We start from the raw sequence: 26,862 nt of genomic DNA, 5'->3' as shown, positions 1-26,862 counted from the left end.
GACATTCCTGTCCCGTCATCTTCTCTCTTCAGAACGGGACAGGAATGTCCCTGCTCCTTGTTACTTCGCGCTTACCTCCAGCGCCTTCCCCGCCGGCCCCTCCGCAAGCACCTTGCCCGAGGCATCGAGCACGCGCTTCCTCCCATCCTCCTGCACGAAGGTCAGCTCCCGCCCGCCCGCCGGGACGTTCTCCAACCGGAAGTCCTCCTTCGTGAACGGATCGAACACCACCGCCTTCCGGTCGTCCGTGACGCGGATCCCCGCCCAGTAGCTGAAGGTGGAGTCCAGCCACGCGCTGTGGAAATAGTCCACCACCCGGCGGCGGAAGTTCGCCGCGTCGGTGGGGCGCAGGTGCTCCATCGCGCACGGCACCGAGCGGTCGCCGTAGATGAAGTGGCTGTCCGACCAGCGGCGGTGGAATTCGAGCCAGCCGTCGCGATAGCGCTCGCCGCCCGGTGACGACGCCACCGAACCGAGCGCCTCGCACATCGCGCTGTTGTTGTAGTTCCACATCGGGCCGTTCCAGGAACACGGGTAGCCGTGCGGCTGGGACACGCTGGAGGCTGTGGGACCGGCGATGGCATTGCCGCTCCAGTACATCGGATTCGTCCGCGCCACGGTGGTGATGGGGTACTCGGTCCAGAACCACGCGGGATCGAAGAAGCGGTCGAAGGCGCGGAAATACTGCGGATCCCGTATCATGCCGAACAAGAACGGCAGGAAGCCGTCGTAACACGCGGCCTGGTCGGCGAGCGCGTACGTCTCGGGATCGGCGGCGTAGAAGAAGCCGTCCTTCCAGTGCCTGTCCTCGATGGTCCTGAGCATCCGGTCGGCCTGGTTGCGGGAATCGGTGAAGCTCTTCACGTTCCCCAGCTCCTCCATGAAATGGGCGGCACCGTAGAGGTTCGCGATGGTGAAGCTGGCCTTGTCGAGGCGGATCGATTTCGCGTACGGGAAGCCCTGCTTGTGGCCTTCCACGTCGTGCCGCCAGTCCCACGGCTCCGGCTTGGTGAACTGGTAGAAGTTCGGCTGGTACTCCGCGCCGGTCGGCCAGCTCCCCTCCTGCACCGGGAGCTGCGGCTGACCATGGACCGGCACGTCCTTCCACGCGTAATCGGTCGCGGGCTGCGCCACCGCGGCGCGGATCTCCGGATCGGGGTGGAGCTTGTAGAAGTTCCACATCGCGGCGGGTGTGAACTGGAGGTAGTCGCGGTACTGGTAATGGACGTTGTCCACCCAGTTCAGAATCTGGTTCTTGCCCGGCGTGATGTCGCGGCACCAGCGGATCTCCTCGATCTGCACCGGGATGGGCAGGCCGATCACCGCGCAGAACCAATCGCCCACCGGGCTCTCGTAGATCGCGGGCCGCTTGTAAGGATGCCCGGCGATGAACTTCTTGGGATCGTGGACCGATCGCTTCACCACCAGCCAGCGGTAGTAGTAAAGCTTCAGCAGGTCGGGATCGCCGCATTGGAACGCGGGCACGTTCGCGGCATACCACGCGTTGAAGGCGGTCTCGCTCCGCTGGAAGGGATTGGCCTCCGCCAGCACCGCCTCGACCCGCGCCCGCGCGTTGGTGGTGCCCACTTCGTCGATGGCGAAGGCGTATCGGAGTTTCACCGTGCGCTGTGGTGGGAGCTGGACACCTTCTCCGAAAGTGAGATCCCCTTTTGCCGCGAGCCAGCCGCTGCCATGGACCGGCCAACCCTGGCGCTCCTTCTGCCCCGGCACCTCGCGGGCGATGCCACCGGCATTGGTGATGGCGGTGAAGGTCACGGCTCCTTCACCGCTCATTTTGAGATCCGGAGCGACGAGTTCGAAATCGAAGGTGCCGGCTTCGCGCTGGTCGTTGAGAATCTCCAGCTCGGCGACGAAGACGTTCTCCGGCGTGATGCACTTCGTCTCCTTGATCGAAAGATTTCCCGCCAGCGGCGAAGTGCCCGCCGCCCCGGTGGGCAGCGGCCGGTAGCTGCTCACCTCCCAGGCGGGCGTCCACTGGTGGCGGGTCGGCACGAACTCCAGCGTCACCGTCTTGCCATCCCGCGTCTCGCTGGCGGCGAGCCCGATGAGATCCTGCAACCCGGTCTGATGGCCGGCGCAGAAGACGCCCTGCAATCCGAAGCCCGGCGGGCCCCAGTTCTCGCCCGGCAACTGCGGGCCGACCACGGTGCCGTCCTTCTGGTCCGGCTTCGACACCCGCTCGTCGCTCACCTCCTTCGGGCAGGTCCACATCTCCGGGCCAATGAGATCGGTGCGTGCCGAGTTCGCCAGGTAGCGGTTCACGTTTCCGACCACGTGCTTCGAAAGCGGTGCGGCGGAAACGTGGCTGGCCAGAACCAGGAGCGGCAGGATGGACGTCTTCATGCAGACCTCCATCCCGACCACAATCCACGCCGACCCACAAGCACCTGCGGCTATTCAAAACGACCGAACCGCCGCACGTGTAGGAATGCGACGTCGCAACGATACAAGCGGGCCGCTACGGCACAAATAGTACTTTGCCGGAGCGACTGCCCTCGCCCGCGCGGACCAGCGCGGCCTGGAACTCCGCCAGCGGGAACTCCGCGTCCACCGGCTGGACCAGTTCCCCGGAAACCACCATCTCCGCCAGGCGGCCGTAGGTTTCCGCGATCTCGGCTTCCGAGGCCTGTTCGATCCACTTGGTGATCCACAGGCCGCGGAACTGGAGGTCCTTGAAGATGAGCAGGCCGTTCGGAATCGTCAGCGGACGCCGCGCCATCGCGCCGAAGGTGATGTGGACGGCGTGCGGGGCCAGCAGGTTCATCACGCGCAGCGCGCTCTCGCCGCCAACCGCGTTGAAGCCGAGCGCCGCGCCGGGCTTGCCGATCACCTGTTTCGCCTCCTGGAATCCCTCCTCGCCATCGACCGCGACGTGGTCGGCTCCGAGCGCCTTCAGTTCGTCCACCAGCTCGGCGCGACGTACGAAGTTCATCGTACGAACCCCGATCGATTTCGCCAGCCGGATCACGCAGCGGCCCACGCCGGAGTTCGCGGCGTTCTGGACGATCCACGAGCCCGGCTCCGGGCGGCGGAAGCCGGTGAGGAGCTGCCAGGCGGTGGCCGGGTTCACCTTCAGCATCGCCGCCTGCCGCGGGTCGATCCCGGCGGGCAGCTTGAACAGGATGTCCCCCGGCACCTGCACATGGCTGGCCCAGGTGGCGGAGCGTTTCAGGAAGACCGCGAGGTCGCCCGGAGCGAAACGAGGGTCGCCGCTCTCGGTCACCTCGCCGCAACCCTCGATGCCGGAGACGGCGGGCAGCTCCGGCTTGATGCCGTAGGTGCCCTCGATGAAGTTCAGGTCCGCCGGATTCACCGGCGCGGCCAGTATCCTCAGGCGCACCTCGCCCTCCGCCAGAGGCGGGAGTTCGAGCGACTGAAGTTCCAGTACTTCCGCGGGTGGACCGAAACGGGAGAAGGCGAGGCGGTGCATGATGGATCAGGCGTCGATGCGCGGCGGGAAGCCCGGGCACAACGGGGAATCCGCTACCTGACCGGCGGCGGTGTGGAAGACCATGCTCCCATCTTCCTCGCAGAACCACACCTCGGACGCGTTCGCATCGAAATACAGGGCCTTCTTCTCCTCCATCTCGGCGACGGTGTTGGAGGGTGAAAGCACCTCCACGCAGATCTCCGGGGCTTCCAGGAAACAGCGCTTGTCGTAGGCGCGGGCATGGCGCGTGTCCGAATACCAGCCCACGTCGATCGCCTTCACCCCGTCCGAGGTGGTGAGGGGGCATTCCGTGATGACACGGCCGCCGAGGCGGGTGCGGAGTTCGAAACCGATGGTGAACTGGCGGCTGCCATGCGCCGGACCGGGAGGAGGAGTCATGATGATATGGCCGTGCCGGTCCGTTTCGATGCGCTGCTCCAACCGCTCCAGCGAAGGATCGGCAAGCACCGCTTCCCAGACGCGCAGGTTGAACGCGGTCTGGTCGTCGCGGACCGGGAGCTGGATGGCGAAGCTCACGGGAACACCCTAGCTGCAAACAGGCGGGTAGCAAGCCATCACGGGAACATCCCGCGCTGCGCCTTGGCGTCCGCCACCGTCTTGATCGCGATTGCCTGCGCGGCCACCCGCTGGGAAACACCCTGCCGCGCCGCGAACGACGTGACCTTCTCAAAGGAGCGCTGGAGCATGGTTTCCAGCTTCGAGAGCACCTCGCGCTCGCTCCACTGGAAGTGCTGGAAGTTCTGCACCCACTCGAAGTACGAGACCGTGACGCCACCGGCGTTGCACAGGATGTCCGGGATCACGTGGATCTCGCCGCGCTGGTCGAGGATGGCGTCCGCCTCCGGGGTAGTCGGGCCGTTCGCGCCCTCGGCGAGGATCTTGCACTGGAGCTTCGCGGCATTGTCGCCGTGGATCACGCGGTCGAGCGCGCAGGGCGCGAGGACATCGCAGGGCTGACAGAGGAGCTGCTCGGGATCGATCGGCTCGGCGTTGGCGAACCCGACCACGGAGCCGGTCTTCGCGACGTGCTCGCGCAGCGCGTGGACATCGAGGCCGCGGTCGTTCCAGATCGCGCCCTGGACGTCGGAGATACCGCGGACCTTCACGCCGTAGCTGGCCAGCGTGTAGACGGTGTGCGAGCCCACGTTGCCGAAGCCCTGGACCACCGCGGTGGCACCCTCGACCGGCAGGTTGTTCTTGTGGAGCGCGCTGGAGGCGAGGAAGGCGACACCGTGGCCGGTGGCCTGGGCACGGCCCGCGGAGCCCTGGAGGCCGAGCGGCTTGCCGGTGACGATGGACGGCACCAGGTAGCCGGCGTGGGTCGAGTAGGTGTCGGTGATCCACGCCATGGTCTGCTCGTTGGTGCCCATGTCCGGCGCCATCACATCGATCTCCGGACCGATGAACGGCAGGATCTCCATGGTGAAGCGGCGCGTCAGGCGCTCCAGCTCGCCGATGCTCATTGAGCGCGGGTCGCAGGTGATGCCGCCCTTGCCGCCGCCGTACGGCAGGTCCATCAGCGCGCACTTCCAGTTCATCCACATCGCCAGCGCCGCGACCTCGCCGAGATCGACCGCCGGGTGGTAGCGCAGGCCGCCCTTCACCGGGCCGCGGGTGAGGTGATGCTGCACGCGGTGGCCGAAGAACACCTTCACCTCGCCGGAATCCAGCTTCACCGGCATGGTCACGCTGATCAGGCGTTTCGGCCATTTGCACCGCTCGCGCAGCTCGTCGTTGAGGTTGAGGAAGTCCGCCACCCGGTCGAACTGGGCGGCGGCCATCGAGAACACGGGGTTCTGGAGCAGTTCTTGTCGCATGGTTCTTGTATGAACGAGCCTCATTCCGACGCAATCGAATCGTGGCGGAAACCTTCCAGCCTCGGAAACTCCTGATTGGACACCAACAGACCCCAAGGTGAAGGAACGCCCGGCATGCCAACCCCGTAAAAAGTCGCGCTCCGGCATCCGATCGCGCATAAAGCAACCCATGCGTCCGCTGTCCGTGGTCGTCGCCCTCCTCGCCTGTTCCTGCACGCGGGATCATCCCGTCGAGAAGGCCATCGGCTACGGGGGCGCGGTCCTCTGTCTGGTGGCGGCGGTCGTCCTGGGGATCATGGCGGAGTGCCAGCCCCAGCCGGAGCTGCGGGAGCGCTATGACCGGTTCTGCGGCATGCTGCTGCTGGCCGCGCTGTGCGGCGTGCTGGCGGCATGACCCCACGCGAAGATGGGGTTTGCGCCCCCGGCCAATGCCCCCCTAGCTTGGCGGCGATGGAACGCCTCCAAACCGACGGGAAATTCTTCCGCGCCGGGGAGGATCGTGTCCACGTCCGGGCGGTGACCTACGGGCCGTTTCCGGGCGGTTGGCCCACGGTGTTCGAGCCGGATTTCGCGCGGATCGCGGCGGCCGGTTTCAACGCGCTGCGGCTCTATCAGATGCCGCCGGCCCACCTGCTGGACGCGGCGCTGCGGCACGGCCTGCGGGTCTTCGGCGGCTTGAAATGGGCGTCCTCGATGGACTTCTTCCGCCGCCCCGAGCTGCTGGCCTCCGCGCGGGTGGATCTCGCGGAGGGGTTGCGCGACACCAGCGGCCACCCGGCGCTGGCCGGGGTTTACATCGGCAACGAGGTGCCCGCCGACCTCGCCCGCTGGATGGGCCCGGCCAAGGTGCGCCACGCGCTGGAGGACCTCATCACGCTGGGCCGCTCGCTGGGGCCGCACCTGCTTTTCGCCTACGGCAACTATCCGAGCACCGAGTACCTGGAGCCGGAAAACGCCGATTTCACCGCCTTCAACGTCTATCTGGAAAACGAGCCCGCGCTGCGGCGCTACCTGCGGCGGCTCCACCACATCGCGGGCGACCGGCCGGTGGTGGTCTCGGAGTTCGGCCTGGACACGCGCCGCAACGGCGAGGACCGCCAGGCGGAGCTGCTGGGCCAGGCGATCCGGCTGGCGCGGGAGGAGGAGCTCGCCGGCTTCACCGCCTATGCATGGAGCGACCGCTGGTGGAACGCGGGCGCGGAGGTGATGGACTGGGATTTCGGCCTGGTCCGGCGCGATGGCACGGAGAAACCGGCGCTCGCCGCGGTGACCGAAGCCTTCGCCCACTCCCCCGCCCCGCCCCGCGGCATGCCGCGGATCTCGGTGATCGTGTGCACCCGCAATGGCCGCGAGCGCATCGGCGGCTGCCTGGAAGCGATCGCCCGGATGACGGATTCCGACTTCGAAACGATCGTGGTGGACGATGGTTCCGAAGATGGTACGGGAGACTTCGTAGCTCGTTGGTTCCCGGAAGTGACGCTGCTGCGGCTGTCTCCCGGCGGCCTGAGCGCGGCGCGCAACGCGGGAGCCGCCGCCGCCACCGGCACGATCCTCGCCTTCACCGACGACGATTGCGAACCGGACCGCGAGTGGGTCACCCGGCTGCGCCGGACCTTTGCTTCCGGGCGTTTCGCCGCAGCGGGAGGGCCGAATTTGCCGCCGCCTGCGCGCACCCGCACCGAGGCCGTGGTCTCCGCCGCGCCCGGCGCGCCGAGCCACGTGATGCTCGATGACGAGGAAGCGGAGCACCTGCCCGGTTGCAACATCGCGGTGACGAAGGAGGCATTCGATGCCATCGGCGGCTTCGATCCACGGTTCCGCACGGCGGGCGACGATGTCGATTTCTGCTGGCGGCTGCGCGATGCCGGCTACCGCCTCGGGTTCGCCCCGGGAGCCTTCGTGTGGCATTGGCGGCGGCCGTCGTTCCGCGCGTTCCTGCGCCAGCAACGCGGCTACGGCCGGGCCGAGAAGCTGCTGCTGGAGAAACACCCGCGGCGCTTCACTGCGACTGGCGAGGCGATCTGGCACGGCTTCGTTTACAACGGCGGGCCGCTCCGCGCCGGGACCGACTCGATCATCTACCACGGGCCGATGGGCCAGGCGGGCTACCAATCGGTGATCGACCGGATGATGCCGCTGCGCGGGATCGAGCCGCGGTTCGACTCCACACGGGCCCGCTGCCAACTGGCCATGCTGACGTGGCTGCAACCGCGCGTGCGCGCCTGGGAACGCCGGCGGACGTGGACGTGGCGCTCGCCATGGACCTGCCGCCGAGCCCCGGAACCGGGCCGCGAGATCGAGCTGTGGTCGGAATCCGGCAAGACCCGCGATGCGTTTCTCCGCGACCTCCTTGCCGAAGGCTGGAAACCCGGCGGCGCGACCGATGACTGGGACGTGGAGAAGGACGGCACCCGCCTGCTGCTCGCCACCGAATCCGGCGACGGCCCCGGCAAACGCACGCTGGTGCGGATCTGGGGCGAGCTGACCCCGGAGTTCCGTCTCTGAGGGAGTCGAGCCTTCAGGCGAGGAAGGTCTTTAGAGGGAGGCGGAGGCTCTCGATGTGCTTCGCCGCAAAAAGGCGCACGAAGCGCAAAAGGGAAGAGCCGGATGCCATGAAAAAGATTCGGGGACGCCAGTCTTCTCTTCCTGAAAACTGAACACTGCAAACCAGCAAACTCTTCAGGCCTCCGCCTCCCTCTAAAGACCTTCCTCGCCTGAAGGCTCGACTCCTTTGCCCGTTCTCCGCGGGTTCGGCGCGCACATCGGTCAAGACAGCGCCGCGGCTTTCTGAAACACTGGGGCCGTTCCATTCGCAGCCGCCCATGAAATCGAGTGTCCTCACGCCTACCGCGTCGCCCGTGTTCCGCCAGCAACTGGAGGAGGTCCGCGCGCGCTATTTCTCCCGCGATCCCGAGCTGTGGCCGGTGTTCCGCGATCCGGCGATGGCCCGCATCATCGAGGTCCGCAAGCACCACGTGCCGCCCGCCGACCGCCTCGGGATCTACCCCAACGGCCCGGACCTGCTCGGCCAACTCCGCGCCGACGACCACGTGCCGGAGGACAGCCTGGCCCCGGGGGCGCTGCACGAGCGCCTCGTGTTCGCGGCCGCGCTTTCCAAGGCCTGGGAGGATCCGGCCAGCGTCGAGAACGTGGTGACCATGCCCTGCGATCCCGCCATCCATGGCGCGATGGTGGGCGCGCTCGCGAACCCGAACCTGGTCTACCGCGAATACAGCGAGATGGCCGATGAACTGGAGCGCACGGTGGTTCGCCAGGTCGCGAATCTCGTGGGCTACGATCCGGAGGAAGCGACCGGCATTTTCACCCAGGGCGGCACGTTTTGTAACCTCTACGGCTACCTCTTCGGCATCCGCAAGACGATGCCGGAGTCGCTGCACCTCGGCCTCGAGTACGGCCAGGACTACCGCATGATCAACTCGCAGGGCGGCCACTATTCGAACACGACGAACCTGTCGCTGCTCGGCGTGAACCTCGCGAAGAAAACCATCCGCATCCAGGTCACCGACGACCACGACATCGACCTGGAGGACCTGGAAAGCCAGCTCACCGCCTGTTTCCGCCTCGGCTGCGTGGTGCCGACCATCATGCTGACGATGGGCACTACCGACACCTTCGGCGTGGACCGCGTGAAGCCGGTGCACGATCTTTCGCAGCGGCTGTGCAAGCGCTTCGGCGTCACCACCCCGCCGCACATCCACGTCGATGCCGCGGTCGGCTGGCCGCTGATCTATTTCCTCGATTACGACTTCGACGCGAACCCGCTGGAGATCGACGACTCCACGCTCGAAGGCCTGCGCGCGAACGTCGACCGCTTCCGCGAGCTGCGCTACGCCGACTCCTTCACCGTGGATTTCCAGAAATGGGGCTACGTCCCCTACACTTCCAGCCTGGTGATGGTGAAGCACCGCGACTCGATGAAGGCGCTGGAGCACGACCCGGAGAACTTCTCGTACTTCGAAAAGGACATCCAGGGCCAGACCCACCTCCAGAGCACGATCGAGTGCTCGCGCGGCGCGGCCGGCCTGTTCGGCGCGTATTCGGCGATGCAGTACCTCGGCAAGCGCGGCTACCGGATCCTGATCGCGAACAGCCTGCAGAACGCGAACCACCTGCGCCGCCGCCTGAACGAAACGAAGGGCGCGTGCGTGATCGCGCCGAAGAACCACGGCCCGTCCGTAGCCTTCCGACTCTACGATCCGGCACGAGTGAAGGACCCGGTGGCGGAACTGGCGCGGGACAAGGAGATCTCCGCCGACCCGGCCTGGCGCCGCCGCATCCAGCAGCACAACGCCTACCACCGCGAGGTCTTCCTGCGCCGCGGCAAGCGCGGGCTCTACACCAACTGGGTCCAGTTCGCCACCCATACCAACTACGACGAGACCGACAAGTGGGAGCCGATCCCGGGTGAGAAGGCGGTGTTCTTCAACCCGCTGACCGATCCCTGCCACATCGACGCCTTCCTGGCGCGGCTGCACGGATGATGGATCACCCCCGTCTTCAACCACGAAAGACACGAAGATTCACGACATTGAGGAGAGGCCTGCTCTTCCCGTTTCGTGCCCCTTCGTGAATTTCGTGGTTTCCCAAGGAGGATGGCGGGGAACAGGGAGCCCTTGCCCTTCCCGGGTAGCGGGTCTACATCGTCGGCGTGAGCCTGCGCACGTCCGACTTCCACTACGACCTTCCCCCGGAGCTGATCGCTTCCCGGCCACTGGAGCGCCGCGCCGATTCCCGGATGATGGTGATCGACCGCGCGAAGGGCACGATCACGCACGGGATGTTCCGGGACTTCGAATCCCACCTGCGGCCGGACGACCTGGTGATGCTCAACAACACCCGCGTCATCCCGGCCCGCGTGTTCTCGGACGACGGGAGCATCGAGCTGCTGTGCCTCGACCGGCTCTCGCCCGTCGAATGGCGCTGCCTGGTCCGCCCCGGCAAGAAGATGAGGATCGGCCGCGTCGTCGAGGTCGGCGGAACTACTGGGACCGTCGTAGAAGTGTTCCCGAACGGCGACCGCCTGATCCGCTGGTCGGAGCCGGTGGACCTCGACGCCCACGGCCACCTCGCGCTGCCGCACTACATGAACCGCGACGACGAGATCTCCGACCGCGAGCGTTACCAGACGGTGTTCGCGAAGGAGGAGGGCGCGATCGCCGCGCCGACCGCCGGGCTGCATTTCACGCCGGAGCTACTGGCGCGGGTGCCGCATGATTTCCTGACGCTCCACGTCGGCGTGGGCACCTTCCGCCCGGTGCAGGTGGACCGCCCGGAGGAACACGAGATGCACTCCGAGCGCTACGCCATCGACGGAGCCACCGCGGGGAAAATCAACGCCGCGGGCCGCGTGCTGGCGGTGGGCACCACCGTGACCCGCGTGCTGGAGCACCTCGGCCGGACCGCCCCGGAAGGCCAGCGGCTGGCGGCAACCGACCAGCGCGGCGAGACGGACATCTTCATCTACCCGCCGTACGACTTCCGGGTGATCGGTGCGCTGCTGACGAACTTCCACCTGCCGGAAAGCACGCTCATCATGCTGGTGAGCGCCTTCGCCGGCCGCGAGCTGGTGCTGGAGGCCTACCGCAAGGCGGTGGAGGAGAAATACCGCTTCTACAGCTACGGCGACTGCATGCTGCTGGTGTAAAGAAACCCTCAACCCAGCCGCCGCTGGTTCCTGCCGATCGCCCACCACAGGATCGAGCCCACGATCGGAGCCAACAGGATCACGAGCACCCAAATGATCTTGTTGTTCGGATCACGGAACTCCGCGCCCAAACACTGCACCAACGCGATGATGGACAGGATCAGCGGCAGGACACCGAGGAAGATAAAAAGCAATTCAGGAGCACCCATTCCCGTCTTCTACCAATCCTCCCCGCGGTTTCAAGAATCCCATCGTTTCAGCCCCAAACTTCGCGGTTGCACGCGGGGCCGGGAGGTTGTTTGCTTCCGCCGCTGTCAGGGGCCGTGGAGGTCCGGCAAGCGAACCCCGCCAGGCCTTGATCGGAGCAACGGTAGTTTGTCCGGGCTTGCCGCGGATTCCCTGGCAGCACTTTTTGTTTTCAAGGAGTGGCTCCTTTCGAGGAGCCATGGTTCAAGAGACACTCATCGCCCGGCAACGATCGAGTCCCTCACGATTCCGATGATCGCGAAGCGGATGGACGTCGCTTCTCACAATGGCGGATCGAAATCCGCCACTCCTTGGGTCGATTAGAAATCCAGATAGATCTCGGTGCGGCGGTTGGCGCGGCGGCCTTCCGGATTGTCGGCGCCGGACTCGGTGAAGTTCGGGCGGCGCGGCTGGGTCATCCCCTTCGCCTCGGTCACGATCTGCTTCCTCGCGACCCCCTTGGTGGCGAGGAAATCGCGGACGACGTCGGCGCGCTTTTCGGAAAGCGTGTCGTTGTAGCCCTTGCTGCCGAGAGCGTCGGTGTGGCCGCTGATGGTGAGTTTTTTCCCGGCATCGGTGCGGAGGATCTGGGCAACGATCTCAAGCTGGCGGCGGGTGCGCTCGCCCAGCTGGTCCTCGTTGAACTCAAAGTAAAGCACCAGCGTGTCCCCGCCGCGCGGGTTCTTCACCAGCGGCGTGTAGTAGACATCACCACCCGCGAAACGCTTGGCGTAGTCGTCGAGAAGTTGATCGAGGTTCACCTCACCGACCTTCCAACTGGCGGTCGGAGAAGACTGGCCGAGCATCAGCGAGAACTGCGCGGCCTGCTTGCCATCGGCGGTCTCCACGTTCGCAAGGTAACCGGCGGCACCGGGCTTGTTCAACAGCGAGCGCAGCGGCTTCTCGGCGCGCAGGCGGTAGTTCCCCTCTTCGAAGAGAATGCACAGGCCCGCGATCTTCGCATCGGACACGGTGGAGGGATCGACGAACTCCTTCGCGAGCTGGAAGTTCTGGTGCAGCGCGGCCTGCAGGAAGGCGTCGGCGATGCCGAGCGAGTCGACGAGCACGGCCTTCGGCACGCCCTCCTCCTTGCCCGGCGGTAGAGCGAGCTTCTCAACGAGCCACTGGCCGTCCTTGCGGCGGAGGTCGAGGTAGATGCGGTCGCGCCCCAAATCGGCACCATCGAGCTCCAGCGCCCAGCGGATGAGCTCGTTGCGCTCCAGCTCGCCCACCTCGCGGACCGGCGGCTGGCGCAGCTTGAAATTCGATCCCCCCACCAGCGCTTTCAGCCGCTCGGCGGTGTGGGCGTCGAGGGCGTCCTTGCCGATGAGCTTGGCAGCGGTTTCGAGATCGCCGGCTTCGAGCGCCTTGCCGATTCGCGCGACCAGCGCGGCGGGATCGGCGGCCACCGGGCCCAGCCCGAGGTCACCGGGCTTCGTCGCCGGATCGGCCCCTGGCGGGCGGCCGTCGAGGGTCGGAATCACCGGCTTCGGCTTCAGATCCACGGCGGTCACCTTCGGCTCGGTGTTGCCCGCCGGGATCTCGGTCTGGCGATGGCGCAGGGCCAACACCACGGCCACGATGCCGGAGAGCACAAGGGTGGCGGACAGGAAAACGTAAGGAAGCTTGGAGCGGGACTCGGCCATGATCGGGCGGCAGGATAGCGGCATCCGGCGGCCGGTGAAAGCCCCGCGATGTACCTGCCGCTGGAACGGTGGTGGCGACCCCGATGTTTCGCCAATCAGCGACCAGACGCGGGAGTCTCCTCCTGACGCGGAACCGCTGGCAGGTCGACCCGCAGTTGCTTGCCATCCCGCACCAGATAAAGGGTGGTGGTCTGCACCGCCGCGGAGGCCGCGAGGTTCATGTAAAACTCATTCGCGCTGCCGACGCGAGCGTTGTTCACCGCGACGATCAGGTCACCGGCCTTGACCCGCTCCACGGCCGTCCCTTCGGCCAGCAATTCAGTGGCGACCACCCCACGGAAGCCCCGCATGCGCTCCTGCACGCTGAGGTCCCGCACCTGGATGCCGAGCGCCGCCAGCACCTCCTCCGGATCGCGGGTGCGTCCCTGCGGCGGAGTCTGGACCGGAGCCGCGGCGGTGCCCGCACCGCTTTCGACGATCACCGCCTTCAACGTGAGTGCCTGCCCGGCACGCCAGATCCCGATCGGCACTTCCTGGCCATTGCGGCTGCGCTGCACCAGGGTGAAGAGCTGGTTCATCGAATGGATGGCCTCACCGTTGTAGGACTGCACCACGTCCTTCGGTTGCAGGCCGGCGGTTTCCGCGGGCGAGCCGGGAGTGACCGCGCCCACCACCGCGCCTTCCTTGCCGGTGTATTGGAGGATGCCGCGCAGGCGGGTGTCGAGGTCCGCCATCTGCACGCCGAGGAACCCGCGCACCGGGCGGCCACGTTCCAGGATCTGGGAAATGGCGTCCTTCACGTCGTTCGACGGGATCGAGAAGCCCACCCCTTGGAAGCCGGGGTTCTCGCGGTTCGACGAGAAGATCGCGGCATTGATGCCGATGATCTCGCCGCGCAGGTTCACCAGCGGGCCGCCGGAGTTGCCCGGGTTGATCGCGGCATCGGTCTGGAACAGGTCGCGCTGGTTGTCGGAAATGGAGCGCTCCTTCGCCGAAATGATGCCCTGGGTCACGGTCTCGCCGAGGCCAAAGGGATTGCCGACCGCGAACACGAGCTGGCCCACCTCGACCGCCGAGGAATCGCCGAACTTCAGCGGCTGCACCTCGCGCGCGCCCTCGATTTTGAGCACCGCGATGTCGAGCAAGGCATCCTCGCCGATCAGTGTGGCCGGGTAGGTCTTGCCGTCGTGCAAGGTCACCTGGATCTGCTGCTGGCCGGCGATGACGTGGTGGTTCGTCACCACGTGGCCTTCCTGGCTCACGATCACGCCGGAACCCTGGCCCTGGGTCGGATACTGCCGGATGCGGGCCCGACCGAGATTGTCCAGCAAGCGCTCGGTGCGGACGCCCTCCGTGCCGATGCTGACCACCGACGGCGTCACCGCCTTGGTCAGCCGCGCGTACTCGCCATTGAGGCGGGACAGCAACTCGACATCGTCGGTTTCGAGCGGAGCTTTGTCGGCGAGAGTGAATTTCTCGGGGCGGAATTCCCCGGCCGACGAGCCGCCGAAAAGATCCTTCCATGAACCGCCCGTGCGCCAGTGGCGGAGCGCGGAAACGGCGACGAAGGCCGTGGCAAACACCACGACCAGGGCAAGCAACCTTCGGAATCCGGCATTCATGGGTGGGAGGGGAACGCACCCCCACTGGCGGCTTTCAGAAGGCGATTTGCAAGGGGAAAACCATCAGCGGTTCTCGGAACCCGGCAGCGCCTCCTCCTCGGCCGTCACCGCGTCCAGCTCCCGCTTGAAGGATTCATAAGCTCCCTTCACCGCGTCCCTGGCGGTCTGGAAACGCTGGTAGCCGTTGTCCTCGTCGCGGGTGCGGCGGGCCTTGATCAGGTTCCGCACCGCCGTGAGCACGTCCTTGCCGTGCGCGGTGAGATCGCGATCGCGCATGTCGACGTAGCGCTCCAGCGATTCCAGCGCGGGGCGACTGGCCTCAAGAACCTTCTCGATGGTGTCGACGTCGATGTTCTGGAAACCTTGGTTCGTGACCATGCCGCCGATCGGCTCCATGGCGCGGCGGATCTCGGAGGCAAGGTAGGGCCGCGGCAGCCAGGTCGGGCGCTTGCCGGCACCCTGGAGGTCGAGCATGCGCGCCGAGGCGTGGTCGGGATAGGCCTGCGCGATATCGGTCAGGCGCTGGCGCACGAAACGATTCGCGGCGTACTGACCTACGGCCATGGTACCTTGCTTCGAGCGCACCTCGGCAAAGCGCGCGGAGACATCCGCCAAGGTACCCTGGCTCTCCTTCGCCGAGCGTTCGACCAGCTCCTTCAGCGATCCGGCGAGGATCACCTCGTACTTCATGAAGAAGGCCGGATCCTCCATCACCAGGATGGCGGACATCATCGGCTCCGCCTCGCGCGGCAGCACTAGGCGGCCGCCGGGGCCATTGGAAAGCGCGCGCAGGCGGTCCCAGGCGCGCGTGGGCAGCTTGAACGAGCCGTCCTCGCCGATGACCCCCATCACGGTGGCGTGCGGCTCACGGCCGCTCACGGCCGCATCCATCAGCACCGCCGCCGCCGCGGAGATCGACTTGCGGTTCGCGTCCACCAGGTAGTCACCGCTGCAATCGAGATTGGCGCGCCCGCCCGTCGGGAAAGTGTCGCCCATCGCCTTCAGGGCCTTCGTGACGGTGTCGCTGGTGCGGTCCTGGGCGCGGTGGTTCTGGGTGTTCTGAAGGATGAAACGGAAGCCGTTGGCATCGTCGCCGTTCTCGCGCTGGGAGATCGCGGCGCGCATGTTGATGACGCGGGGCCGCATCACATAGTGATCGCCGCCATTGAGGGCGTCCTTCTCCAGCATCCACAGCGGCGTGGTCACGGTCGCCTGTGTCCGTGCAAAAACGGGAGCGGTCGTTTTGGGCGTATCCGGGATCAGAGGCTCCACCGGAGTCACCTCCTTCGGTTGATAGGAGGCCAATGCCGGAATCCAGCCGTTCCACGCGCCGCCGTCCTGCTTGTGATCGCGTGCGTTCTCATGGAACGGATCCACGGCCGCGGCGACGTCCAGAAGGCACGCTGCCAGCGCCTGACCGTCCTGGCCGGCCTCCGTCGAGCCCAGCCACTCCAGCAGCTTCCAGAGGCCCGCCCGTGCATCTTCGGCCTTGGAATCATCCAGTGGGTCCAATTCGCGTCCCGCCCCGACAGTGGCCAACAGTTCGCGGGCCTCGCGGTTGGCCGGATCGAGCGCCAAGGCGAGGGCCAAGGCCTGGGCAATCCGGCGGCGGTCCGCCGGTTCCTCGGTTCCCAGTGCGGGAACCAGCAGGGTGAGCTCACGGGACAGGCCGGTCATGGTGCCCACATCCAGCGGCACGCGGTCGCGGCGGAATGGCACCGGTCCCTCGGCCGGGGCCGCGAACGGCCCTGCGGCACACGCCAGCGCGGCCGACATGACCCACCCACCCACGCATCTGGTGATCCCCGTTCGCATTGTCCCAAAAGGTTTACCTTTCCGCTACGTCCTCTCTCAAGCGCACATTGCATGGAGAATCAGCGGACCACAAGACGGGTTGCTCTGGATTCCCGCGCCAGGATTCCCGATGGTCCCGCCCATGTCCGACCGACCGACCTTCGAGACCCGTGAGGAAGTGATGTTCTTCGACACCGATTGCGGTGGCGTGGTCCACAACATCGCCTACCTCCGCATGATCGAAACCTGCCGCACCCGGCTGGCGGCGCTGATGGGCATGAAGCTCCTCGAAATGGCCTCCACCCACCTCTTCCCCGTGCTCACCCGCACCGAGGTGGACTACAAGCGTCCGGCGAAGCTCGGCGACTGGATCGTGATCCGCGGCCGGCTGGCCGAACTCAGCCGCGCGCGGTTCATCTGCGAGTTCGAGCTGGTCCGGGAAAGCGACGGCCTGCTGCTCGTCACCGCCCGCCAGGGCCTGGCGCTGGTCCAGATGCCGGAGGGCAAGCCCGCCCGCCTGCCCGCGGAATGGCTGGAGCAGTGGGGTTGATTTACTAGTGTTCTAGTAACAAATGGCCATCCGGCGGAGCCGCCCCGCCGGGGAGTTCGGGACGCCTTTTCCATCCGACGAAGGGATGGGGCGGGCACTCTTTCGCTCCGGCAGGGGCATGAGAAATTAGCCGGTCGGCAAGGAGCGTAGCGACACCGCCACCGGGTGACCCAAGGACCAGCCACGGCACCCCGGAGGGCGTGCGAGAAGCGTGCCCCGACTCCGCGCGTAAAATGAGCAACGGAGTTCCACAGGCCATGAACCCGGCTGCGATCGCCTTCGGGATCGAATGAGCTTTCCGCCTGGACCGGAGGTGTCGTCGCCTAGGCTCCTCAACCTCCGGCTACTTGGGCTGCCATCCCCTTCGGGGATACAGACTCCGAGATGCGTATATGGATCAGGTCCACAGACGCCGGGTAAGCCATGGGGTGTAGGCCCATGCCGCAAGCGGCTCCGGGATACGAGCAACTCCCATTCCATGAGGCATGCCTTCAGCATGCGGGAATCACCGGGTCCTCACCCAGGGTCTACGATCTGGTATGGGTCGTCCCGTTGGGACAAGGAGGCTCCTTCAACAGCGCCCTACGGTTCCACCATCCCCTCATTCATCCGGATCACGCGGCGTCTCCTCTCCCACCATCAAGCCATGGCCGCCCAAGCCAAGGTGAAGACCACGCCGACGAGGGCATAGGAAATCCGCAGAATCCGGACGGTGGGATTCCGATCCTTCACGGCCATCCCCTCGTCCCCATGGTAGCCTCCCCACCCTGTTCCTCTCCCCGGCCCGAGTGAGACGGGACGCTGGCTGAAATGGCTGGTGACCCTCTCCTCGGGAGAGTTTTCCGAAGCATGAATGGCCCATAGGAGGTTAAGCTCCGTCCCCGAAATGAAAACGGGTTCGGAATAGTTTCCGCTCACGCGAATGAGTTCCGCGGACCCTCGGTCGCTCGCGATGGCAACCAAGGTCATCCCCCTCATCCACCATCCCTGATCCCGGTAACGCATCGAGTGGATCCACATGCCTGCCAGCAACAGCCACCCGATTCCCAAGGGGACGACGAACCTCGTGCGCCACCAAGGACGAAAGATCCTGTCTCTCCGGCCCGCTTTCATGCTCCCGCCATGGACCGGACCCACCTCCGTTTCCTTGCCTGCCACCAGCCGCAGAAGCCCAACCAGAGTCCCGTGTAACCCAACATCAGCCAAGCATACGGAAGGCGGATGATACCGTTCGATTCAGCCTGCTCCGCCTCGAAAGGAATCCCTCCATGCCAACCGCTGGCCATCCTCTCGCCCGGAGGCGGAAGCATGGCGGCGAGGCACACCGTCCCCGGATCAAAGTCAATGGAACCGCACGGGCCGTTGATCGTCGACACCCCACCCATCGAAGCACACCACGCCGCCCGGCTCTTGACGTCCACACGTGCGAAGCCCAGCGCCTTCCCGGAACTGAACCAAATCTTCACCCCGGAAGAACTCCGGAAGCTCAGGTACGCCGTCTGACCGCGGGTCGTAGCCCACCCACCCACCAGCGCCATCAGGCCCACGGCCCCGAGTCCGAAGGCCCGCGACCTCCGCCAGGGATCCCGATCAGCTTGTGGGATTGGCATGGACGATCCTTAGAAAACCCACCGCCGGAATGCGATGGATTTCCCGATCAGTTCAGCCGCGCGGTTCACGCCGACACTTCCCGCTCGCGCTTCTCCAGCCATACCGCCAGCACGGCGATGTCCGCCGGGGTGATGCCGGAGATCCGGCCCGCCTGGCCGAGGGTAGCCGGGCGGATCTGGGTGAAGCGGGTCTTGGCCTCCTGCTTGAGGCCCGGGATGGCGCTGAAATCGAGGTCGGCGGGCAGCTTCTTCGACTCCTGGCGGGACATCCGGTCGATCTGGGTCTGCTGGCGGTTGAGGTGGCCCTCGTAGCGGAACTCGGTCTCGATCATCGGCCAAAGTTCCACGTGGAACATTTCGCGGAGGTCATCCGGCAGGGTTTCCCAGCAGGTGTCGCTGCGGCGGAACCAGTGGTCGAGCTTCACGCCCTCGTGGTTGGTCTTCCGACCCCAGGCAAGGGCTTCCTCCAGCTTCGCCTGCTTCTCCCCCACCCGCTCGGCCCGTTCCCCGGACACCAGCCCGGCTTCGACCCCGCGGGGAGTCAGGCGCAGGTCGGCATTGTCCTGGCGGAGCAGGAGGCGGTATTCCGCCCGCGAGGTGAACATGCGGTAGGGCTCGGTGCAGCCCTTGGTGACCAGGTCATCGACCATCACGCCCAGGTAGGCCTCGTCGCGGCGGAGGACGAACTCCGGTTTTCCGAGCACCTTGAGCGCGGCATTCGCCCCGGCGAGGAGGCCCTGGCCGGCGGCTTCCTCGTAGCCCGAGGTGCCGTTGATCTGGCCCGCGAAGTAGAGTCCCTCCACCAGTTTGGTCTCCAGGGTGGAGTGGAGCTGGGTCGGCGGGCAGTAATCATACTCCACGGCATAGCCCGGGCGCAGGATCTCGCACTTCTCCAGACCGGGAATGGTGCGTAGAAAGGCGAGCTGGACGTCGTAGGGCAGCGAGGTCGAGACCCCGTTGACGTAGTACTCGTGGGTGTGGCGGCCTTCCGGTTCAAGGAACACCTGGTGGCGCTCCTTTTCGGCGAAACGGACGACTTTGTCCTCGATCGAGGGGCAATAACGAGGTCCCACCCCCTCGATCACCCCGCAATACATCGGGGATTGGTCGAGATTGTCGCGGATGATGTCGTGGGTGGCCGGGGTGGTGTAGGTCACCCAGCACGGCATTTGTTCCACGTGGAACGTTTTGTCCCCCCAGGGATTCAGGGTGAAGAGGTCATCCGGGCCTTTGTGAAGGGTGTCGGCGAGGAAACTGAACTTCGGCACCGGAGTATCGCCATCCTGGCGCTCGCACACCGAGAGGTCCAGCGAACGGCCGTTGAGGCGGCACGGGGTGCCGGTCTTGAAGCGTTCCACCTGGAAGCCGAGGTGCTTGAGAGAGTCCGACACGGTGGAAATGGCGTCCCCCATCCGCCCGCCCTTCTCGTTGCGCAGGCCCACGTGCATCAGGCCGCGCATGAAGGTCCCGGCCGACAGCACCACCGAGCGGGCGGTGATTTCCATCCCCAAAGAGGTCCGGATGCCGGTGATGCGGTCGTTTTCGACCAACAGCTCGGCCACGTTCCCCTGATGGAGGTCGAGACCCGGCGTGCCCTCCAGCACCCACTTCATGCGGAACTGGTAGGCCTTCTTGTCGCACTGGGCCCGGGGCGCGCGGACCGAGGGGCCCTTCGAGGCATTCAGCATCCGCCACTGGATAGCGGTGGCATCGGTGTTCAGGCCCATCGCCCCGCCGAGGGCATCGATCTCCCGGACCATGTGGCCCTTGGCCAGCCCGCCGATGGCGGGGTTGCAGGACATCTGCCCGACGGTGTCCAGATTCTGGGTCAGCACCGCCACCTCGCAACCGAGGCGGGCAGCCGCCAGCGCGGCCTCGACTCCGGCATGGCCGGCACCGATCACAAGGACATCGTAGGACTTCGGGTAGCGGAACACGGGGATCGTGTAACCTAGGCCCACCCCACCCACAAGTACCGCTAGAGGGACCGGAGGTCCCTCAGACACAAGAATCCAGAACCCAGAGTCCAGAAAGAGAAGAAAGAGAAACGTAATGCCTTCCCAGATCTCCCGACTTCTGTGTCAGCGCGCTGCGCGCGATTTGTTCCACGTGGAACACGAACCCCCCATTTGATGGAGAAATTTCCCCTCGCCCGTGGCCCCGGGATCTTTCAATCTACGCCCATGAAGCGCTGGCTCCCTGCCCTCCTCATCGTCGCCCTGCTCGTGGTCTTCCGGATCCTCGGCGGGTTGTTTCCGACGACGTTGCCAAACTTCCAGCCGCTGCCCGCGTTGCTGCTCTGCGGCATGGTGTTCCTGAAGGGTGCCCAGCGCTGGCTGCTGCCGCTCGCCGCCTGGGTAATCACCTACCCCGCCACCAGCGTGGCCCAGGGTTACCCGGTCTTCGGCTGGGATCTCCTCGGCGTGCTGCTCGGGGTCGCCGCCACCCTCGGCATCGCCCTCTGGACCCGTCGCCATGCCACCGTCCTGCCAGTCCTGGCGTCCTCCCTGGTCGCAGCGCTGGTGTTCTACTTCGTGACGAACACGCTCTCCTTCGCGGTCGATCCGCTCTACGCGAAGACCTTCGACGGCTTCGTCCGCGCCCAGTGGACTGGTCCCGAGACCGGCATGCCCACCTGGATCTTCCTCCGCAATCTGGTCGCCGCGAACGTCCTGTTCTCCGGCCTGTTCCTGCTCTCCCGTCATTCGCTCCCGCAAGCCGCCTCTGCCGCCGAATCCGCGGCTGTCAGATAAGACTTGCTAGCTCATTGCCCCGAACATAAGTCGCAGTCCCCTCTCCCGTAGTACCCATGTCGACCGCTCAACTTGACACGCCCCGCCTCGATTTCGCCGGTTCACCGATCAACCGGGACCTGACCCCGGACCAAAAGATCGACCTGTTCCGACAGATGGTCCGCATCCGTCGCTTCGAACAGACCGCGCTCAAGTACTACAACGCCGGCAAGATGGGTGGCTTCCTCCACCTCTACATCGGCCAGGAAGCGGTCGCCGTCGGCACCATTTCCCTCAAGCTGGAGAACGACCACTTCATCACCGCCTACCGCGACCACGGCCACGCCCTGTCCGTCGGCATGGGCATGAACGAGTGCATGGCCGAGATGTACGGCAAGCAGACCGGTTGCTCGAAGGGCAAAGGTGGCTCGATGCACTTCTTCGCTCCGGACAAGGGTTACTGGGGCGGCCACGGCATCGTCGGCGGCCAGACCCCGCTCGGCCTCGGCCTCGCCTACGGTCTGAAGTACCTTGAGAAGGAAGGCTGCTGCCTCTGCTACCTCGGTGACGGCGCCGTCAACCAGGGTGCCTTCCACGAGTCCCTCAATATCGCCGCGCTCTTCAACCTCCCGGTCATCTACGTGATCGAGAACAACGGCTACTCGATGGGCACCTCCCAGAAGCGCTCGTCCTCCTACCGCGGCTGCCTCGCGCAGCGCGCCGAGGGTTACGACATGGAGTGGGACGTGATCGACGGCTCCGACATCTACGAGGTCCGCGCCAAGACCCACATCGCGATGGAGCGCGCCCGCAAGGAGCAGAAGCCCGCCATCCTCGAGATTTCCACCTACCGCTACTACGGCCACAGCGTCGCCGACGCCAACGCCAAGAAGTACCGCACCCCGGAGGAAATCGAGAACTACAAGCAGAACCACGACCCGATCACCTTGTTCCGCCGCCGTCTGGTGGCCGAGGGCATCTTCACCGAAGAGCAGGCCGACCAGATCTCGAAGGAAGCCGCCGACGAGGCCGCCGCTTCCGCCAAATTCGCCGAGGAATCCCCCGCCCCGACCGTCGCCGACATCATGACCGATGTCTACTGGGAGTCCGACAACAACACCGAGGCTTCGAAGACCGGCTGGCACTTCTTCAACGACTGAAGCCCGCCCACCTACGGTAACTCTAGTAATTCATCCACTCTCCCAGCTTTATCTCCATGTCTCGTACCCTCACCTACCGTGAAGCCCTCCGCGAAGGCCTCGATGAGGAACTCGCCCGCGATCCCAACGTCGTCCTGATGGGCGAGGAGGTCGCCCAGTACAACGGCGCCTACAAGGTCACCGAAGGCCTTTGGAAGAAATGGGGCGACAAACGCATCGTCGACACCCCGATCTCCGAGGCCGGTTTCATCGGCATGGGCATCGGCGCCTCGATGCTCGGTGTCCGCCCGGTGATGGAGCTGATGTTCTGGTCGTTCCACTCCGTGGCCTTCGACCAGCTCGTCAACAACGCCGCCTGCGTCCGCTACATGTCCGGCGGTCTCATCAACTGCCCGATCGTGATGCGCGGCCCGGCCAACGGCGGCACCAATGTCGGCGCCACCCACTCCCACATTCCCGAGGGCCTCTTCGCCGCCTTCCCGGGTCTCAAGGTCTGCGCCCCGGCCACCCCGGCGGATGCCAAGGGCCTGATCAAGGCCGCCATCCGTGACAACGACCCGGTCTACGTCATGGAGAACACCCTCCTCTACGGTACCACCGGTGAAGTGCCGGATCCGGCGGAAGGCGACCATGTCGTCCCGCTCGGCAAGGCCGATGTGAAGCGCGAGGGCACCGACATCTCCCTCATCGCCCACGGCCGCTCGGTCATCCACGCCCTCGCCGCCGCGGAAACCCTCCAAGCCGAGCACGGCATCTCCGCCGAGGTCCTCGACCTCCGCTCGATCCGCCCGCTCGACGTCGACGCCATCCTCGCCACCGTCCGCAAGACCAACCGCGTGGTGCTCGTCGACGAATCGAAGCCCTTCGGCGGCGTCTCCGCCATGGTTGCGACCCTGATCCAAGAGCACGCCTTCGATTACCTCGATGCCCCGGTGAAGCGCGTTTGCACCATCGATGCCCCGGCGATCTACTCGCCGCACATTGAGAACCAGCAGCTTCCGAATCCGGGCCGGATCGTCGAGAAGGTCCTCTCGATGCGCTGATCCGCTTCACCCTCCCGTTTCCGATCGCATGGGCCGGTTCCAACAGGAGCCGGCCCATCGTCGTGATGGGCCCCGCATCATTCCCCTCGAACACCTCCCGAACTTCCCCGTCCACCGCGGTTTTTCGTTGCCAGCGCGGGGGTCCGTCCTAACATTGGTGACACCATGATGAAGCTTCTTCTTGCCGCCTCCGTCGCCGGGATGTGCCTGGCCGCGACTTCCTGCTGCTGCATGTTCTGAAAACTCCCGTCCTGTCATGAAAAACCTGCTCCTGCTCGCCGCCGTTTCCCTCGGCTTCTCGTCCTGCTGCTCGATGTTCGGTGGCCTCGCTCCGGCCCAGTACCGCACCGAGACCGTCCGCACCTGCGGCTATGACACCGTCACCCAGGAAGTCCCCGTCGCGGGTTCCAAGGGCGGCCTGACCCAGACCGTCACCACCAAGGTGCCGCGCTTCAAGAAGGTGAAGCACGTCGTCTATTGCGGCCGCTGCGTCCGCTACTACTGCCCGGACCACGACTGCTGCGGCAGCACCGGCCCGAAGGTCAAGAAGCTCGCCAGCGTCAGCGGTTCCATGATCGGCAGCCCGAACCTGGGCCTCGTTCCGAGCATGGAGACCCTCGCTCCCTGAGCCCTTCTCCCATCATTCTTCCATCCAACAACGGCGGCGGCCTCCGGGTCACCGCCGTTTTTCGTGCCGGTCACCACCGCGACCGAGAAAAATCTGGAAAAGGACCGTCATTCTCCCAATCCTCGCCGCGGCTTCCAAGCCCCCTCCCTGCCATGCCTGTAAACATCGAAATGCCCAAGCTCTCGGATACCATGACCGAGGGCACCCTCATCAAATGGCACAAGAAGGTCGGTGACCACGTCGAGATCGGCGATGTCATCGCCGAAGTCGAAACCGACAAGGCCACGATGGAAATGGAAGCCTTCGACGAAGGCACCATCACCCAGATCCTGATCCAGGAAGGGGAAAAGCTCGAAGTCGGCGGGGTCCTCGCCGTGCTCGATGGCGAAGACGGTGCCGCCGCCCCGGCCAGCGCCGCTACCGCGGCAGCCGCCACTGTGGCCGCTGCTCCTGTCCAACAGGCCGCCGCCACCTCCACCCCGGCTCCCGCCGCCCCGGTCTCCGAAAGCGGTGACCGCCTCAAATCTTCCCCGCTCGCCCGCAAGGTCGCCGCCGAACTCGGCGTGAACCTCGCCGGTGTCACCGGTTCCGGCCCGGCCGGCCGCATCGTCCGCGCCGACGTCGAAGCCGCCTCGAAGAAGCCCGCTCCGTCCAGCACCGCTTCCGCCGCCGCCGCCCTCGCCGCCTCGGTGAAATCGAAGGCCACCGCCGCCGCACCGGCCGCCGCTCCCTCCGTCAATGCCATCCTCCCGGTGGCCAAGGAAGGCGACGAGATCGTCCAGCTTTCCTCGATGCGGAAGGTCATCGCCTCCCGCCTGCTCACCTCGAAGGTCACCATCCCGCACTTCTACCTCCACGTGGAAGTCGACGCCGCCCCGCTGATGGCGATCCGCAAGCAGGTCAACGACCAAGCCGAGAAGACCCACGGCAACAAGTACTCGGTCAACGATTTCATCCTGAAGGCCGTGATCAGCGCCGCCCAGGCCGTGCCCGCCGTGAACGCCTCCTACGCCGGCGATCACATCATCAACTTCAAGCACGTCGGCCTGTCCGTGGCGATCGCCGTGGAAGACGGTCTGGTGACCCCGGTCATCAAGCAGGCGGAAAGCAAGTCCCTGCTGGCCATCTCCCGCGCCGTGAAGGACTTCGCCGCCCGCGCCAAGGACAAGAAGCTCAAGCCCGACGAATTCGACGGCGGCACCATCACCGTGTCGAACCTCGGTGCCTGGGGCGTCGAGTCCTTCGATGCCATCGTCAACCCGCCGCAGGCCGCCATCCTCTCGGTGGGTGCCGCGATCGAGAAGCCCGTCGTCAAGAACGGCCAGATCGTCCCCGGCATCCGCATGAACCTCGGCCTGTCCTGCGACCACCGCGTCGTCGATGGTGCCGTGGCCGCCAAGTTCCTCGCCGAGGTCAAGAAGCTCATCGAGCAACCCGCTCTGATGCTGATCTAAGCCCCCGCGGTTTCCAACACCCCGGAACTCTTCCCGACCGGTGACCACGATCCAGCTAACCACGCGGATCGAGGCACCGGTCGACCGCGTTTTCGACCTCTCGCGCAGCATCGACCTGCACCTGGCCTCCACCGCCCACACCGGTGAGCGGGCCATCGCCGGTGTGACCCGCGGCCTGATCGGGCTGAACGAGGAGGTCACTTGGAGCGCCCGCCACTTCGGGATCCGCTTCCGCATGACCGTGGGCATCACCGGGTACGACCGACCGCACCACTTCCGCGACGAGATGCTCCGCGGGCCGTTCCAGAAAATGGAGCACGATCACGTGTTCGAGCCCCAGGGCAGCGCCACGCTCATGCACGACACGTTCCGGTTCACATCCCCGCTTGGCCCGTTCGGAGGCCTCCTGGTGGATCGTGCGTTGCTCAGGCCCCATTTGCTCGCCCTGTTGGAAGAACGGAACGGGTGGATCAAACGCGTGGCGGAATCCAACGAGTGGGAACGCTTCCTCTCTGAAGAATTCTTCCTTTTGAACTCCATAGAATCTTCTTCTTAACCGTGTGGATAACTCCCGATTTCGACCGTTCCTCGCCTCTACCAAGCGGGTTCCACGGTGGGAAAAACCTGGGCACGGTACGTTGCCCTTCGTGAACCTGAAGCGTTCCCGGTCCCGAACCCCTCCTGTTCTCCCGGTCTTTGCCCAAGTTATTCGCAGGTTGCTTGGGGGTTGTCCGTACTGGACCAGTGGCGTAGCTCTCAGGGGTGCCGGGCAGGATCATCATCACGGGTGGAGAGGGCGGCCTCGGGCAGGCGATCGCCGGTGAGTTCCGGGTGGCCGGTTGGGAGGTGGCCGCACCGGGCCGGGTGGACCTCGACGTGGCCTCTCCGGGTTCCGTCGCCGCGTTTTTCAAGGACCGGGAAACCGACCTGCTCGTTTGCAATGCCGGGCTCACCCGGGACGTTCCCCTGGTGAAGCTCTCGGAGGCTGATTGGGACGCCGTTTTGCAAACGAATCTCCATGGGGCCGCCCGCTGCGCCAAAGCCGCCCTGCGGGGCATGGTGAAGCGCCGTACGGGACACGTGGTTTTCATCTCGAGCTTCTCCGCCCTCCATCCACCGGCGGGCCAGGCCGCGTACGCCGCTGCGAAAGCCGGTCTGATCGGATTGGGCAAGTCGCTGGCCCGGGAAGTGGGCCGTGCCGGGGTCCGCATCAATGTTGTGCTGCCGGGCTTCCTCGAGACCCGCATGACCACCGGAGTGTCGCCGGAGCGGCGGGACGAGGTCCTGACGGAGCACACCCTTGGGCGCTTCAATACTCCCGGGGCGGTGGCGCGGTTCATCCGGACGCTGGAAGAAGGCCTGCCCCACACTTCCGGCCAGATCTTCCAGCTCGATAGCCGCGTCGCCTGACGCCACCGGGCCA

General features: G+C 65.8%; 21 protein-coding genes and 1 other RNA gene. 13 read left to right on the top strand and 9 right to left on the bottom strand.

All coding sequences use genetic code 11. The annotated features are described in order from the left end of the window. Positions 1-60: 60 nt before the first annotated feature. From llg_RS06735 to llg_RS06720, 4 genes are all read right to left on the bottom strand, one after another. Entirely contained in the window at positions 61-2,364 is a 2,304-nt protein-coding gene (locus llg_RS06735) for a hypothetical protein (RefSeq protein WP_338288941.1), read from the bottom strand. Between the two features lie 115 nt (positions 2,365-2,479). Beyond that, a complete protein-coding gene (locus llg_RS06730) occupies positions 2,480-3,451 on the bottom strand; it encodes a 2-enoyl thioester reductase domain-containing protein (RefSeq protein ID WP_338288940.1) in 972 nt (323 codons plus the stop codon). A 6-nt stretch (positions 3,452-3,457) separates the two neighbouring features. Further along, positions 3,458-3,988, bottom strand: coding sequence for a Uma2 family endonuclease (locus llg_RS06725; RefSeq protein ID WP_338288939.1), 531 nt, complete (start codon positions 3,986-3,988; stop codon positions 3,458-3,460). 38 nt (positions 3,989-4,026) lie between these two features. After that, entirely contained in the window at positions 4,027-5,289 is a 1,263-nt protein-coding gene (locus llg_RS06720) for a Glu/Leu/Phe/Val dehydrogenase (protein WP_338288938.1), read from the bottom strand. Between the two features lie 169 nt (positions 5,290-5,458). Here llg_RS06720 and llg_RS06715 point away from each other — a divergent pair, with 169 nt between their 5' ends. The 4 genes from llg_RS06715 (at position 5,459) to queA (ending at position 10,954) form a co-directional block, all read left to right on the top strand. After that, positions 5,459-5,683, top strand: a complete 225-nt coding sequence (locus llg_RS06715) for a hypothetical protein (protein ID WP_338288937.1) — start codon at positions 5,459-5,461, stop codon at positions 5,681-5,683. A 56-nt stretch (positions 5,684-5,739) separates the two neighbouring features. Beyond that, complete coding sequence (locus llg_RS06710) at positions 5,740-7,794, top strand: glycosyltransferase (protein WP_338288936.1); 2,055 nt, start codon at positions 5,740-5,742, stop codon at positions 7,792-7,794. Positions 7,795-8,111: 317 nt separating this feature from the next. Next, the gene (locus tag llg_RS06705) at positions 8,112-9,791 is read left to right on the top strand and encodes a pyridoxal-dependent decarboxylase (protein ID WP_338288935.1); all 1,680 of its coding nucleotides are present in this window, start codon (positions 8,112-8,114) and stop codon (positions 9,789-9,791) included. 173 nt (positions 9,792-9,964) lie between these two features. Continuing rightward, on the top strand, positions 9,965-10,954 hold the full coding sequence (gene queA / locus llg_RS06700) for a tRNA preQ1(34) S-adenosylmethionine ribosyltransferase-isomerase QueA (protein ID WP_345789196.1): 990 nt from the start codon (positions 9,965-9,967) through the stop codon (positions 10,952-10,954). 8 nt (positions 10,955-10,962) lie between these two features. Here the strand turns inward: queA and llg_RS06695 are convergent, their stop codons facing one another. Continuing rightward, positions 10,963-11,163, bottom strand: a complete 201-nt coding sequence (locus tag llg_RS06695; protein ID WP_338288933.1) for a PLDc N-terminal domain-containing protein — start codon at positions 11,161-11,163, stop codon at positions 10,963-10,965. A gap of 103 nt (positions 11,164-11,266) precedes the next feature. Between llg_RS06695 and ffs the strand changes: the two genes are divergently transcribed. After that, an RNA gene (gene ffs, locus llg_RS06690) (signal recognition particle sRNA small type) lies at positions 11,267-11,362 on the top strand. A 158-nt stretch (positions 11,363-11,520) separates the two neighbouring features. Here the strand turns inward: ffs and llg_RS06685 are convergent. From llg_RS06685 to llg_RS06675, 3 genes are all read right to left on the bottom strand, one after another. Then, positions 11,521-12,846 carry an OmpA family protein gene (locus llg_RS06685; RefSeq protein ID WP_338288932.1) on the bottom strand — a complete coding sequence of 442 codons (1,326 nt, stop codon included), beginning with the start codon at positions 12,844-12,846 and terminating at the stop codon, positions 11,521-11,523. 95 nt (positions 12,847-12,941) lie between these two features. Beyond that, on the bottom strand, positions 12,942-14,468 hold the full coding sequence (locus llg_RS06680) for a trypsin-like peptidase domain-containing protein (protein WP_338288931.1): 1,527 nt from the start codon (positions 14,466-14,468) through the stop codon (positions 12,942-12,944). Between the two features lie 63 nt (positions 14,469-14,531). Next, positions 14,532-16,244 (bottom strand): hypothetical protein, encoded by a 1,713-nt coding sequence (locus llg_RS06675; RefSeq protein WP_338288930.1) that lies wholly within the window; start codon positions 16,242-16,244, stop codon positions 14,532-14,534. A gap of 160 nt (positions 16,245-16,404) precedes the next feature. Here llg_RS06675 and llg_RS06670 point away from each other — a divergent pair, with 160 nt between their 5' ends. After that, positions 16,405-16,812: a thioesterase family protein gene (locus llg_RS06670; RefSeq protein WP_338288929.1), complete on the top strand. Its 408-nt coding sequence runs from the start codon at positions 16,405-16,407 to the stop codon at positions 16,810-16,812. A 1,675-nt stretch (positions 16,813-18,487) separates the two neighbouring features. On the opposite strand, the gene mnmG is transcribed toward llg_RS06670, so the two are convergent. Continuing rightward, positions 18,488-20,359, bottom strand: coding sequence for a tRNA uridine-5-carboxymethylaminomethyl(34) synthesis enzyme MnmG (gene mnmG, locus llg_RS06665; RefSeq protein ID WP_338288928.1), 1,872 nt, complete (start codon positions 20,357-20,359; stop codon positions 18,488-18,490). A 246-nt stretch (positions 20,360-20,605) separates the two neighbouring features. Between mnmG and llg_RS06660 the strand changes: the two genes are divergently transcribed. From llg_RS06660 to llg_RS06630, 7 genes are all read left to right on the top strand, one after another. Beyond that, positions 20,606-21,175 (top strand): DUF6580 family putative transport protein, encoded by a 570-nt coding sequence (locus llg_RS06660; RefSeq protein ID WP_338288927.1) that lies wholly within the window; start codon positions 20,606-20,608, stop codon positions 21,173-21,175. 56 nt (positions 21,176-21,231) lie between these two features. Continuing rightward, positions 21,232-22,314 (top strand): pyruvate dehydrogenase (acetyl-transferring) E1 component subunit alpha, encoded by a 1,083-nt coding sequence (gene pdhA / locus llg_RS06655; RefSeq protein ID WP_338288926.1) that lies wholly within the window; start codon positions 21,232-21,234, stop codon positions 22,312-22,314. A 56-nt stretch (positions 22,315-22,370) separates the two neighbouring features. Continuing rightward, the gene (locus llg_RS06650) at positions 22,371-23,357 is read left to right on the top strand and encodes an alpha-ketoacid dehydrogenase subunit beta (RefSeq protein WP_338288925.1); all 987 of its coding nucleotides are present in this window, start codon (positions 22,371-22,373) and stop codon (positions 23,355-23,357) included. Between the two features lie 256 nt (positions 23,358-23,613). Next, positions 23,614-23,985 (top strand): hypothetical protein, encoded by a 372-nt coding sequence (locus llg_RS06645; RefSeq protein WP_338288924.1) that lies wholly within the window; start codon positions 23,614-23,616, stop codon positions 23,983-23,985. 152 nt (positions 23,986-24,137) lie between these two features. Further along, positions 24,138-25,439 carry a dihydrolipoamide acetyltransferase family protein gene (locus llg_RS06640; protein WP_338288923.1) on the top strand — a complete coding sequence of 434 codons (1,302 nt, stop codon included), beginning with the start codon at positions 24,138-24,140 and terminating at the stop codon, positions 25,437-25,439. A 40-nt stretch (positions 25,440-25,479) separates the two neighbouring features. Further along, on the top strand, positions 25,480-25,995 hold the full coding sequence (locus llg_RS06635) for an SRPBCC family protein (RefSeq protein WP_338288922.1): 516 nt from the start codon (positions 25,480-25,482) through the stop codon (positions 25,993-25,995). A 206-nt stretch (positions 25,996-26,201) separates the two neighbouring features. Then, a complete protein-coding gene (locus llg_RS06630; protein ID WP_338288921.1) occupies positions 26,202-26,849 on the top strand; it encodes an SDR family NAD(P)-dependent oxidoreductase in 648 nt (215 codons plus the stop codon). Positions 26,850-26,862: the final 13 nt, after the last annotated feature.

The organism is Luteolibacter sp. LG18 (genome assembly GCF_036322585.1).
Lineage (GTDB): Bacteria > Verrucomicrobiota > Verrucomicrobiia > Verrucomicrobiales > Akkermansiaceae > Luteolibacter.
The sequence above is the reverse complement of the archived record's forward strand: the minus strand, read 5'-3'. Positions and strand labels throughout refer to the sequence as shown.